Consider the following 13,454-nt stretch of genomic DNA (forward strand, 5'->3'; position numbering starts at 1 on the left):
TTATACCATGTTCTTTTCGAATAAAAGCTATTCCCGTTTGAAATGAATTGAATTTACAATTTTTTCGGCGATTTTATAAGCATTAGGGTCGTCAATATGAGTGATTAATAGTTGTTGTAAAGCTCCATTTTCTGTGAAACTATATAGTTCATAATGAGCCTGAAAAGGCGATTTTGTTTTTTCATTTACTAAAACCATTTTTCCGTAAACTTTCATACCCTTCGCACCTGAGGTTGAAGTATATTCTTCGGTGAATGTCGTAATATTGGTTGCTTTAGCAGCTTCTATTTGCGATAGTATCAAATTGTTGACTAATTCGGGATTTAACTCAACTTGTTGTCCGTTCGTTTGAGGGTGAAATGTAATAATACTAGTCATTACGTACAATTCTGAATGAATACTTCCAAATTCAAAAAAATGTTGTTTCTTCACAGGCATTCCAACCTCTTGTAAATTAACAATTTGTTTACGTTTTAGAATTTCAGGAGTTGATAGTTCTGTAATCGGCACACCATAGTCACTTGTTACCCATTTTTTTTCATATAATTCTTTGATGTATTGACTGTTATAAAAAAGTTGAGTAATGCTATCGGCATAGAAATAGACTAAACTCCCGATAAGCAATGCCACCGTACAGGCAATCCCTGAAATGACAACAAGTTTCCGTTTTTTGTTTTTGTTCTGAATTTCCGCAACTTTTTCGGACAAGCCTTCTGTCGTTTCTATTACTTCGGGTATGGCTTGTTTAGTTTTAATGATGACCTCTTCAATCATTTTCCGATCGTATTCGGCGATACTGTCGGCTGGTTTGCTTTTGGCAAATTTTACTAAATCAGCAGTTTGTAGTACTGATTTTAGGTTTTTTACCGTTTCTTCCGAAAGATTCAGACTGCCATTTTCTTGCATTAATTTTATTTTAGAAAGTAACTCATCCGTAGTACTTTCTTTAGCTAAAATATGTACATCGTCTTCCAAATATTCGCGGACAATATCTGTCAATTTTGAGTAATACGCCTTGTGATTCGATTCGATTAGATATTTGGAATTTTGCAATTTTTTCAGATCTTCAATTGCCCTTTCGAAAGGAGGTAACCTCCTTCGCAATTCCTCTTCGGACAATTTTTTCTTATGGAAAAAGAAGTAATATACTAAAAATCCGATTGTTATAATGATGATGATTCCAAGTAAAACCCACAGATAAACCCTTGATTTTGAAGTTGAATTCACACCTATGATTGGCTTCACATCAAAAAGAGGTTGTTTGAGCGTGTCTATTGGTATCGAACGTACCTCTACGAGTAAAGAATCAGTGTAAAAATCTTTGGAATTAATAATTATTTTTTGACGTGGAATGGTGTAACTTCCTGAGTCGAATTGCGTTAGAAAATATTCTTTTATCAAGCGATATTTTTCTTGCTTTCGCATTGTGTCAATGGCAGACGAACGCACCATCTCCAGAGGCATAAATGTCTGTCCTTCAGGGAATGAAATAGGTTCTTCAGTTGTAGTTTCTACCGAAATTTTATATCGTATCTGTTCACCTATTTTGATGTTTTTAGTGTCGGTTTCTACCTTAATTTCCTGTGAATTAGCTGAAAATATACTCCAAAACAATCCACAAAAAATGATAAATTTATCTTTCATTTTATCCTCTTCGTTTAAAATAACCTAATAACTTTTGAGTATAACTCTCATCACATCGGCAACTTACAGTTCCAGCTCCTGACTTTTGTAACAAATTTTCGTAATAAGCAACATTTTCTCTGTAATACTTTTCATACTGCATCCGAGCCGATTTTGAAGCCGTGTTCACCAGTATCAGTTCGCCTGTTTCTGCATCTTTCACAGTGATGTATCCCAAGTTTGGTAAAGTAGTTTCCTTTTGGTCATAAATGCGGATGCCTGTTACATCGTGCTTTTTAGCCGCAATCTGAATAGGTTTTTCGTACCCTTTATCCATAAAGTCAGAAAGTATAAATACGATTGCTTTCTTTTTCAGTACCTGACTTAGAAATTCCAAGGCTTTGGAAATGTTTGTTTTCTTGCTTTTTGGTTGAAATTCAATCAGTTCACGTATTATTCTCAGTACGTGTGATTTTCCTTTTTTCGGAGGAATGTAAAGTTCTACTGTGTCAGAAAAAAGAATTAATCCTGTTTTATCATTGTTTTGCAAGGCCGAAAACGCTAAAGTTGCAGCTATTTCAGTGATGATTTCGCTTTTAAATTGGTTCATCGTCCCGAAGAGTTCACTACCACTAACATCAACCATTAGCATTAGTGTCAGTTCACGCTCCTCTTCAAAAACTTTTACGAAAGGTTCGTTATAACGAGCCGTTACGTTCCAGTCGATATTGCGGATATCATCACCATATTGGTATGGACGCACCTCCGAGAAAGTCATCCCACGTCCTTTAAACGTAGAATGATATTCTCCTCCGAAGATGTTATCACTCAATCGGCGGGTTTTAATTTCTACTTTTCGTACCTTTTTTAATATTTCTTTTGTGTCCATTTTTTCAGTTAAATACTTTCAAACCAGGCGTTAAACATAGGTTTTATCTGTAAAAATTGCCTAATCAAGTAACTTCCCTTTTAGTATCATTTATAAATCTGAATTTAGAAAATCAGTAAAAACAGTGTTAAAATCTTGTTTTTTAACCAGTTATTTCGTCTATCATTTTGCTACCCTTTGTGTATTTCTGAACTACATAATCCTCACGTAGATTCTTCTTATAAGATGTTGCAAAAACTAAAAAAAGATATAAAATATCCTACAGCTACCATTTGCATCTGTTAAAACGTTGATATATTGCATTGATGCTAATCGGTTTTGAATTGATTTTATATCCTTGTATTTCTATTTTTTTCATTTCCCATCTAATAATAAATGAATTCAGGTTCACAAATACGGGTGTAAAATATCTCTCCATTGAAAATACCCCTCTGCCATTAAGTGCAAACCATCATTGGTGTATTTGGCTGCCAATTTATCGGTTCCTTTTTCCACAAAATATGGGTATAGGTCAATGTACATAGCTCCATATTCTTCAGCAATAAGTTTATACCTTTCGTTGATATGCTTTATTACTTCTGGTCTCATATGATTTTTGAATGTGCCGAAATCAAGATTTACAGGCAATAAACTCTGAATATGAATCTTTGTTGTGGGAGATTCTTGTTGTATTTTTTGTACAATTTTCTTCATATTATCGACGATGGTTTTTACCTCAAAACCTCGGGCGATGTCATTCACTCCTATCATCAAAAATATTTTAGCAGGTTTAGCCTTTACGATATAATCTAAACGCTCATAAACTCCTTCGGTCGTATCTGCACTGATACCTCTGTTTTTCACTTTTTTCTCAGGGAATAACTCACTCCATTCACCTCCGTTAGTTATGCTATTTCCTATGAAAACAATATCTTCTGAGGTTACAGGTAGCTTTTCAAACAAATCTGACCGTTGCTCGTAAAAATGCGAGTGTTTTCGTTCTTGTGTATATCCATTGAGAATAAAAACAGCAAAAAAAGACAAGACGACAAATCGTTTCATAATCAAAAAAGTAATAATTTTAAAAGAAAAAACAACAGCTCTAAGGAACTTCTACTGTGTTTACGATTTTGTTGATAATCTCAACGGAAGTAACATTTTCTGCTTCTGCTTCATATGTAATTCCAATACGATGACGCAACACATCATAAATAACAGCACGTACGTCCTCAGGAATCACATAACCACGTCGTTTGATAAAAGCATGACACTTGGCAGCAGTTGCTAAATTGATACTTCCACGAGGCGAAGCTCCAAATTTTATAAGAGGTTTTAAATCAGCTAAATTATATTTTTCAGGATAGCGTGTGGCAAAAATAATATCCAAAATATATTTTTCAATTTTTTCATCCATATACACTTCACGAACCACTTGCTGAGCTCTGCGAATTTGATCTAAGCTAACTACTTGATTTACTACCTCTTGTTGGCCTGATAAGTTGTTACGCATAATGAATTGCTCTTCATCCAGTTTTGGGTAGTCAATCACAGCTTTGAGCATGAAACGATCCACTTGAGCCTCTGGTAAAGGATATGTACCTTCTTGTTCTACAGGGTTCTGTGTAGCCATTACCATGAAAGGTTTGTCGAGGACAAAAGTATTATCGCCGATAGTAACTTGTTTTTCCTGCATCGCTTCCAGTAGTGCAGATTGCACTTTGGCAGGAGCTCTGTTTATTTCATCCGCAAGAATAAAGTTAGCAAATATAGGCCCCTTTTTGATAGAAAATTCATTTTGCTTAATGTTGTAGGTCATCGTTCCTACTACGTCAGCAGGGAGTAAATCAGGGGTAAACTGAATGCGACTGAAGGATCCATGTACAGCCTTAGCTAAAGTGTTTATTGATAGTGTTTTCGCCAAGCCTGGAACTCCTTCCAAAAGGATATGGCCTTGTCCTAACAATCCGATGAGCAAAGCATCAACCATATGTCGCTGCCCAACGATTACTTTATTCATCTCTCGCGTGAGTGAATCTACAAAAAGGCTTTCATTTTCAATTCGCTCATTAATTTGTCGTATGTCGACAGTAGTATTATTTTCCATATGTTATACCTCGTATTTTGTGCCTCGCAAGGTAGTAAAAATATTTGTCTTAAGTGTTAAAAATCTTATAAAATAATTAGATTTGTAATGATTTAAGAAATTCGTTTCAGTTTTTCTAAGACAAAGAGATTTTATTTAACATTTTTTATATCTTGTCATCAGCTATGACAGCACTAAATAACATCTTCTGTATTAACAAGCAACTGTGTATCAAAACACACAGAAGTTGATGAAAATCGATTCTCACTAATAGAATATGCGTTGATTTTTTCATTTTTCGTTTTATTTTTTTACATTTGTCGCTTTAAATAAGTAAATTATATGATCAAAGTTACACTACCCGACGGTTCAGTTAAAGAGTTTAACAAGGGCATAACGCCTTATGAAGTGGCTCTCAGCATTAGCGAGGGCTTGGCAAGAAACGTGTTGTCAGCAAGTTACGACGGAAAAGTGGTTGAGACTACCACGCCTTTGACCACCGACGGAAGTCTAATTTTATATACCTGGAATGATACCGAAGGAAAGAAAACTTTCTGGCATTCCTCAGCACACATTTTAGCACAGGCTTTGGAAGAAACATACTCAGATATTAAACTAACGATAGGCCCTGCTATTGATAATGGATTCTATTATGATGTAGACTTCGGACAACACAGTTTTTCTGAAAAAGATATTCCAGAAATTGAGAAAAAAATGCTCGAAATCGCCAAAGGAAAGCATTTATTTTCAATGCGTTCCGTAAGTAAAAAGGAGGCATTGGATTTTTACAAAAACAATCCGTATAAAACAGAATTGATAGAAAATTTAGAGGATGGTTCAATCACTTTCTGTGATCACAGTACCTTTACCGATCTTTGTCGTGGAGGGCATTTGCCTAATACAGGTTTTGTGAAAGCGGTAAAAATATTGAGTATCGCAGGAGCATATTGGCGTGGCGATGAAAAAAACAAACAGCTAACACGTGTTTACGGAATTTCATTTCCAAAACAGAAAGATTTAACTGAATATTTGACTCTTTTGGAAGAAGCTAAAAAGCGAGACCACAGAAAGTTAGGTAAAGAATTAGAATTGTTTACCTTTTCAAATAAGGTTGGGCAAGGGCTTCCGTTGTGGTTACCCAAAGGAGCAGCACTTCGTGAGCGTTTAGAACAATTCTTGCGGAAAGCACAAAAACAAGCTGGATATGAGCAGGTTGTGTCTCCGCATATCGGGCATAAAGATTTGTATGTAACTTCTGGGCATTGGGAAAAATATGGTAAAGATAGTTTCCAACCCATTGCAACACCTAACGAAGGCGAAGAATATTTACTAAAACCGATGAATTGTCCGCATCACTGCGAAATTTACAATTCAAAACCTTGGAGTTATCGTGATTTGCCTAAGCGTTTTGCTGAGTTTGGAACGGTGTATCGCTACGAGCAAAGTGGTGAACTTCACGGACTTACTCGTGTGCGTTGCTTCACTCAAGACGATGCTCACATATTCTGTACTCCTGAGCAGTTAGATCAAGAGTTTAAAAACGTGATTGACTTAGTTCTGTATGTGTTTGGTTCGCTTGGTTTTGAGAATTTTACGGCGCAAGTTTCGTTGCGTGACCCTGAAAATCCGACTAAATATATAGGTTCCGATGAAAATTGGCAAAAAGCAGAACAAGCAATTATCAACGCTGCCAAAGAAAAAGGGTTGAATTACGTGATTGAAACGGGCGAAGCAGCTTTCTACGGCCCTAAGTTGGACTTTATGGTGAAAGATGCTTTGGGAAGAAGTTGGCAGCTCGGGACAATCCAAGTGGATTACAATCTGCCAGAGCGTTTCGATTTGTGGTATAAAGGTTCTGACAATGAACTACATAGACCTGTTATGATACACCGAGCTCCTTTCGGAAGTATGGAACGTTTTGTGGCGATTTTGTTGGAGCATACGGCAGGTAATTTCCCACTTTGGTTAATGCCGAATCAAGCTATTATACTTTCCCTTAGCGAGAAATATGAAAATTATGCTCAAAAAGTTTTGAAATTATTAGAAAATTTCGATATTCGCACTTTGGTAGACAATCGTAATGAAACGATTGGTAAAAAAATCCGCGAAGCAGAGACGCAAAAGATACCTTATATGTTAATTGTAGGGGAAAATGAGGAAAAAGAAGCCACAGTTTCTGTAAGAAAACATGGAGGCGAAAGTTTAGGAACACTTTCTGTAGATGCTTTCGTTAAGATTGTTGAAACTGAAATTGGAAAAAGTATAAAGTCGTTTAAATAAGAGAATAGCTTATAGCGAAATAGAAGTAAAATTATTGATATACAATTGATTATCTGATTTATTTTGGAAACTAGACTATCAATACTAGTACATAATCACTTCTGTAGGTGCTAATTTATTATTCTTTGAGTTAAAAATAGTATTAATTAAAAATCAGGAAGATTATTAACAAGAAGGTAAACACTCCAGGTAGAGATGACAAACAACCACACCGAATTAATAACGAGATTCGTGTGCCTGAGGTTCGTTTGGTCGGGGAAAATGTCGAAGTAGGCATATATCCCACTCGCAAAGCATTAGAAATTGCAGATGAATTAGAGTTGGATTTGGTAGAAATCTCGCCAAATGCAACACCTCCTGTTTGTAAAGTAATCGATTACAAAAAATTCCTTTACGAACAGAAAAAACGTGAAAAAGAAATTAAGGCAAAGGCCACAAAAGTAGTTATCAAGGAAATTCGTTTTGGACCTCAAACGGATGAACACGATTATGAGTTTAAGAAAAAACACGGCGAAAAATTCTTGAAAGAAGGTGCTAAAGTGAAAGCGTATGTTTTCTTCAAAGGACGTTCAATAATTTACAAAGACCAAGGTGAAATTTTGCTATTGCGTCTTGCAACCGACTTGGAAGAGTTCGGAAAAGTGGAACAAATGCCAAAGTTGGAAGGAAAACGCATGACAATGTTCCTTGCACCCTTGCCTAAGAAAAAATAATGTTGTAGTTTTGCACCCGTTTTGCAGAAAACATCAAACAATAAAAACGAAATAATATCGCAAAAATCAAAAGCAAGATGCCAAAAATTAAAACTAAATCAGGGGCTAAAAAACGCTTTCAAGTAACAGGCTCTGGTAAAATTAAAAGAAAGCACGCTTACAAAAGTCACATTTTGACTAAAAAATCGACTAAACGTAAGTTGAAATTAACACACACAACATTGGTTCATCCAAATGATGAAGCAAGTGTGAAAAGACAATTAGGTTTGAAATAATTGTTCTTTTAACATCTGAGTAATTCAAAGTGAAAGACTTTTAGCTCAAAAAGGGAATTAATAACCATGGAGTTAGGTAAAACGAAGTGTCTGAAAATGACCACCTACTACAAAAAATAATTAACATTTATGCCAAGATCAGTAAACGCAGTAGCTCGTAGAGCTCGCAGAAAAAAAATAATGAAGCAAGCCAAAGGTTTCTTTGGTCGTAGAAAAAACGTTTGGACGGTAGCTAAGAATGCTGTTGAGAAAGCAATGCAGTACGCTTACAGAGACCGCCGTAATAAAAAGAGAACATTCCGTGCTTTGTGGATTGTACGTATCAACGCAGGAGCAAGACTTCACGGATTGTCGTACTCTCAATTTATGGGGAAATTGAAAGCAAACAGCATTGAGTTGAATCGTAAAGTTCTTGCCGATTTGGCAATGAACCATCCAGAGGCTTTCAAAGCTATTGTTGAAAAAGTAAAATAAAAAACGTTTAACAAAAGATATTATTTCGTTTTAAAAAGCTGTCCTTAAAGGATGGCTTTTTATTTTGTATTAACTTTTGAGCATTCAAATGTGAAAATGCTGTTTATGGTCACTTAATCCAAATTCCTATCGCGTAATTTGGGCCAAAAATAGTCAAAAAGTTATTCTGATTTTTTTAAAGTGCTTGTAAAAGCTCCAAAAAAATCAGAATAACTTTTTCTTACACAGATTATAGGATATTCCCATTTTCAAGTTTCTTTGAAAAACAGAAGCAAAAGCTCCTAATTATCGGTGCAGATTTACCCAAAACTAATAACATTTTTCAATAATAACTTATTATATTTCAGCAATATACCGTACATACAATCCTCTTTCAAAAAGAATCAAAATCTTTTGAATTATGTCTTAAATGTTGATATAAATTACCTCCTTTTTCTTTATCTAATAAATTCGCTCTACACTTACCACAGAGATGTTCTAAGAGTCACAATATCTTACAATCTGTTGTAGAAACCATTTGATCTTATCGATACAAGGTAAAGTGTCCCATAAATCGACGGTTATCATCTTGGCGATTTATTTCGATGATGTACCAGTAGTCCCCCGAAGGTACTGGTTTATGGTTATAGTTTCCGTCCCATTCATCAAGAACTCCATTTACAAATTGTAACGTTTTGATTCTTCGTCCGTATCGGTCGTATATATGTACATTTGAATTTGCAAAATTTTCCATATTTCGAGGTTTCCAAGAATCGTTTATTCCATCTCCATCGGGGGTGAAATAGTTCGGAATGGTGATGTCGAAATATTCTTGCTCTATGGTCATCGTTCTAGTACATCCAGCGGAATCTTGAACCATTACTTCAATAATTTTGATTATTTTACCATCTTCAATGCGTTGAGGGTCGTTTATATTCATCACATACACGGAATTTTCCCCTTGTTCTTTTCCATTGAAATAGAAAGTGTACTGAGGAGTTCCTTGTTCTGCAATAACCTCAATGGTATTCAGCCTCATGTCCGTTACTCTTTCCAATGTTAAAGGTAGCACGTTGTAAACCGTAAAAGGATCAGCTGTAATGCTACAACTTTCAGAGAGTCCTAAAACAGTATCTTCATAGTACACTGTAATCTGTTGCTTTTTAATGGTTCTGTCAAAGTCATAGATGCGTCCAGCAAAACGTGTGGTGTTTGAGAACGTATTTTTTGTAGAAGAACCATTCAGAGTGTAGTACAACTTAGAGAAATCCAGCTCAATAGCAAATCCTACTTCGATATAATCGGAATATTGATTGTCAACACACGTACCCTGTTGTTCAATGTGTCGTATGGTCAAATCGGGAAACTCCACCACAGTGAAAGATACTGTATTTTGCATCAAACATTCGTTGGCATCGGTCATTCGAATTTCGTAGTTTCCTGGTCCTATGTTGTTATTCTTGAATTCTAACTCTGTTCCAGGATTTACGTTGGAGTAGCTTCCTACCTCAACAAAACTGTCTTTATGAACTACAGAAACTCGGTATGGAGCTGTTCCTCCTCCGATAACATTCACTCTTACGTATGCATTTTCTTCTCCATGGCATACGGAGAATCTAGAGCTTCCACGGATGATTTCTACATTCATTGGACTTGGTTCATAAATGTTCACTGGAGATGTCCTGATACCACAATTCCACGCATCGATAATTTCAACAAAGTAAGTAGCTTCGCCCAAACCACTGAAAACATTGGAAGTTTGAGGTTCTCTATGCAGTACATTATCCTTGTACAAAGCATAATAATATGTTCCCTCTCCCGATCCTCCACTGGCGTTAACGGTAATGATTCCATTCTGGTCTCCAATACACGTAATGTGTGTTACAGATACGGTAGCTGAGACACTATTTGGTTGTAGCAACGTCAAGGAAGTTGTTCCAGTAAACATCGTACACCCTACAGCATCCGTTACAGAGATGGTATAATTATCGGCACTCAATCCTGTGAATAGAGCATACTGAACCACTCCTGTTTTAGTGATTGGAGCTCCACTACCGGTTAATGTCACCTCAAACGGAGTTTCTCCTCCTTTGATAGTTACCAACACTTCACCTTTGTTATTGTCGCAAGTAACTCCATAGGTTTCAGTGGCATGAATTTCAATTTTTGGAGGACTTTGTGGAATCACTAATCGAATTGGTGATGTTTCACAGTCATTCAATAATGATTTAGCAATTACTTCATACGCTCCGGATTTTAGGTTGATAATACCTGTAGTATCTGTGGTCATAGTACCAGTGTACACTTCGGTTGAATTTATTACCGACGTAATAGTGTATGTAAATCCATCGATGGCTTGATTGCCATTTCCTAAGGCTACATCTACGAAACGTAAAGAAACGCTACCCGAATCACCGTAACATGTTGGACGGACGATATTTTCAGCCATTATTTCAAAGGTATTAGGATTGTCCACTCGGTGGGTGGAAGTCAATTCACAACCTGTGCTTAGGTTGATGACCTTAATTTCATAGTTACCCATACCTAAACCTACGAATGTATGCGAAGTTGAAGTGATTGTAGTTTGTGTTACAACCGTTTCTGTATCTATGTTTCTTAAGATATAGTTTAAGTTAGTTCCCAAATAGCTTGGTAACACGGACACTTCAACACCAATCTGTTCATCACGACTACAAGTAATGCTTTGTGTGATAGTTACGGTAATAGCTTCTAAGCTAAATGTAGGAGTCACAGTCACAGGAGTTGTGCTTGACACTGTACATCCGTTTTGATCGGTTATCATCATATAGAATGTCCCTCCGTTCAAATCAGGTAGAGTGTAAGAGTTTCCGTTACCTAAGGCAGCGTTAGTTGTAGCATCGTAGAAAGTTGCCTGATATGGAGGTGTTCCTCCTTTCACTTTTGTCATATCAAAAGTGAGCGTTGCAGGATTCATTCGGCCATTACCTGCACAGGCGTATGCACTTGCTGTTAAAGCCTCGTTTTGTAATGATAACGGTTCAGGAGCAGTCAGCGTAATGTATCTTTCTGCATAACAATCGTTGTCATTTGACACTACTCGGATAGTGTAGCGCACCCCTGCTACCGTACCTCTCAAATCTTTGAAATTAGCGGTGTAGTTATCTGCTGTGGTTGGAGCAGTGACCGTAGTAGTTACCATTCCACCTGAGGTCAAATCCTCCATACGGACAATGGCAAAAGTAAACCCTGCGGGATCCGAGTTTGGCATACTCACGATAATTTCGCCTACGTTTGGATCGCAAGTGAGCGGAGTGGCTACCAGAGTTGCATCAGCAATATTTGGTTTTACAGGTTCTTGAATTTGTAAATCCTTGTAAATAGGACATGCAGTAGTATTGTTATCATATACCGCTATGCGATAGTTTCCATATGCAGGGTTCAATATGGTGATTGTAGGTGTGTAAGCTCCTGTTAATACTACGGTGGCTGTTTCACTGGCAGTTCCTTTTTCTTCGATTCTTTCCAAGATGTAGAAATAGTTACCAGTACCACCTGTTGGGGTACTCACACCAATTTCTACCGATGGAACGGTTGTTCTACAAGTGGCTACACTGCTTATATTGGCTGTATACTGAATCAATTCATTTACCACAAAAGTAGTGGTAGAGGTACAGTTATTGCCATCGCGCATAGTGATGGTGTAAGAACCTGCCTCTAAGTTTAATGAGAAAGCGTTGCCTGAAGCATCCCAAGTAATAGGCTCTTGTGGTTTCACGCCAGAACCTGTTTCAAGTGTATAGAAATGATTTCCAATCCCTAATTGGTTCATGGAGATACGCACAGGAGTTTCTAACGTGTTAGGATTTGTGCCACAGGACATCACATATGAAGTTCCTACCATAGGTTCAGTATCTTTTGGCACGAACACGGTGGTACTTTTCTCACAACCGTAAGCATCACGCACATAGACCGTCCATGTGTTAGTTCCCATAGGAACCATTACCATGGTAGCATGAGTGACGTTTGTCGCAGGATAATAGGTAGGTGTCGAACTTCCTGTCACAAAACCATAGTGGTATGGAGCTTTTCCTCCGTTGAAGTTCAAACGAACTAAACCATTGCTGCTACAAGTAGCATTTACCATTGGAGTGGCGGATACTGATAGTTCTATTGTGGCTTTCTCTATAATAAAATCTTTAGAAGCATTTACGCAAGTATCATTTCCTGAACCATCTTTCTCTGTAAATACAATATAATATCTTCCAGCAGGTAAATTGTTTATTGTAAAAGGAGTAGTAGCAGGAGCAAATGCCCGTGTAGCTAAAGGTACTATCGTATTACCAATGTAGTTGTATACTTGAGCGTTAATGGAATTTGTTCCTGCCTGCCATCCTGCCACAGAGAACGTTACACTTCCATCGTTAGCACTACTACAAGTTGTAGGCTTGGTAGCTCCAATTGTAGAAGTCAAAGTTGAAGCAGTCGGCACAGGGATGGTTGCCCGTTGCGTATAGTAACAGTTTGTACCACTGTTGTACATTGTAAATGTGTACTCAACCCCCGGAAGCAATCCTGTGAAAGCTCTTTCTACAGACGTAGTGATTGTTCCACTAACTGTTTGATTTGTATGTTTATACCATACTATCTGTTGTGTTCCGTAGGTTACGGTTTCAGTAGTTCCTGTAAATAAACGTGGTAGCATATTTTCAATACCTGGTTGGTAGATGGCAAACCAATAACCGTTTGTAGCAGGTTCCAAACCTTCCATAGTATTGAATGCGGTAACATTCACCGTCCCCGTAGTTGCACATGCGGTAGGTGTTGCAACTGCAGTGGTGATAATGAAATTCGCATTTGCAAGTACATCAAAAGGTATGGTAACTTCACAGCCATTATGATCGGTAATAATGGCATTATATTGTCCGAAATCCAATCCATTGAACGTACCTATCGCCGAATGAGAAGCTAAACTTTGTGTGCGAGAGTAACCATTTGAGGTACTTTCAACTTTCACAGTAAACGGAGGCGTTCCTCCTCTGTTGACAGAAACTTGCCATTCCGCTAATTTCAATCCTCCTGTTTTTCTACAACTGATTGGGGTAATTTGAGTCGCTGTTGCTGTCATGGCTTCCACTCCTGGGACGGTTACTGTGGTGGTTACCACACAGCCTCTATCA

Annotated in this window: 9 protein-coding genes; 4 read left to right on the forward strand and 5 right to left on the reverse strand. The window is 37.3% G+C overall.

All coding sequences use genetic code 11. The features are described 5' to 3' along the window. Positions 1-27: 27 nt before the first annotated feature. The 4 genes from CCAND38_RS09300 to CCAND38_RS09315 form a co-directional block, all read right to left on the reverse strand. Positions 28-1,644 (reverse strand): ETRAMP family protein, encoded by a 1,617-nt coding sequence (locus tag CCAND38_RS09300; RefSeq protein ID WP_042344998.1) that lies wholly within the window; start codon positions 1,642-1,644, stop codon positions 28-30. A gap of 1 nt (position 1,645) precedes the next feature. Next, positions 1,646-2,512: a DUF58 domain-containing protein gene (locus CCAND38_RS09305; protein WP_042008638.1), complete on the reverse strand. Its 867-nt coding sequence runs from the start codon at positions 2,510-2,512 to the stop codon at positions 1,646-1,648. Positions 2,513-2,899: 387 nt separating this feature from the next. Beyond that, entirely contained in the window at positions 2,900-3,553 is a 654-nt protein-coding gene (locus tag CCAND38_RS09310) for an SGNH/GDSL hydrolase family protein (protein WP_042344999.1), read from the reverse strand. Between the two features lie 40 nt (positions 3,554-3,593). Beyond that, complete coding sequence (locus CCAND38_RS09315; protein ID WP_042008642.1) at positions 3,594-4,595, reverse strand: AAA family ATPase; 1,002 nt, start codon at positions 4,593-4,595, stop codon at positions 3,594-3,596. Positions 4,596-4,916: 321 nt separating this feature from the next. Between CCAND38_RS09315 and thrS the strand changes: the two genes are divergently transcribed. From thrS to rplT, 4 genes are all read left to right on the forward strand, one after another. Beyond that, positions 4,917-6,854: a threonine--tRNA ligase gene (gene thrS / locus CCAND38_RS09320; protein ID WP_042345001.1), complete on the forward strand. Its 1,938-nt coding sequence runs from the start codon at positions 4,917-4,919 to the stop codon at positions 6,852-6,854. Positions 6,855-7,069: 215 nt separating this feature from the next. Further along, entirely contained in the window at positions 7,070-7,567 is a 498-nt protein-coding gene (gene infC, locus CCAND38_RS09325; protein ID WP_212895895.1) for a translation initiation factor IF-3, read from the forward strand. 77 nt (positions 7,568-7,644) lie between these two features. Next, positions 7,645-7,842, forward strand: a complete 198-nt coding sequence (rpmI, locus tag CCAND38_RS09330) for a 50S ribosomal protein L35 (protein WP_042008648.1) — start codon at positions 7,645-7,647, stop codon at positions 7,840-7,842. Positions 7,843-7,971: 129 nt separating this feature from the next. Continuing rightward, the gene (gene rplT, locus CCAND38_RS09335) at positions 7,972-8,316 is read left to right on the forward strand and encodes a 50S ribosomal protein L20 (RefSeq protein WP_042008651.1); all 345 of its coding nucleotides are present in this window, start codon (positions 7,972-7,974) and stop codon (positions 8,314-8,316) included. Between the two features lie 523 nt (positions 8,317-8,839). Here rplT and CCAND38_RS09340 read toward each other — a convergent pair. Continuing rightward, positions 8,840-13,454, reverse strand: a 4,615-nt coding sequence (locus CCAND38_RS09340) for a T9SS type B sorting domain-containing protein (RefSeq protein WP_042345005.1), incomplete at its 5' end; no start/stop codon positions are given.

Source organism: Capnocytophaga canis (assembly GCF_000827555.1).
GTDB lineage: Bacteria > Bacteroidota > Bacteroidia > Flavobacteriales > Flavobacteriaceae > Capnocytophaga > Capnocytophaga canis.

Excerpts from the sequence above, each read along its gene's own strand:
- CCAND38_RS09300 (WP_042344998.1), bottom strand. The coding sequence starts at position 1,644 with ATGAAAGATAAATTTATCATTTTTTGTGGATTGTTTTGGAGTATATTT.
- CCAND38_RS09305 (WP_042008638.1), bottom strand. The coding sequence starts at position 2,512 with ATGGACACAAAAGAAATATTAAAAAAGGTACGAAAAGTAGAAATTAAA.
- CCAND38_RS09310 (WP_042344999.1), bottom strand. The coding sequence starts at position 3,553 with ATGAAACGATTTGTCGTCTTGTCTTTTTTTGCTGTTTTTATTCTCAAT.
- CCAND38_RS09315 (WP_042008642.1), bottom strand. The coding sequence starts at position 4,595 with ATGGAAAATAATACTACTGTCGACATACGACAAATTAATGAGCGAATT.
- thrS (WP_042345001.1), top strand. The coding sequence starts at position 4,917 with ATGATCAAAGTTACACTACCCGACGGTTCAGTTAAAGAGTTTAACAAG.
- rpmI (WP_042008648.1), top strand. The coding sequence starts at position 7,645 with ATGCCAAAAATTAAAACTAAATCAGGGGCTAAAAAACGCTTTCAAGTA.
- rplT (WP_042008651.1), top strand. The coding sequence starts at position 7,972 with ATGCCAAGATCAGTAAACGCAGTAGCTCGTAGAGCTCGCAGAAAAAAA.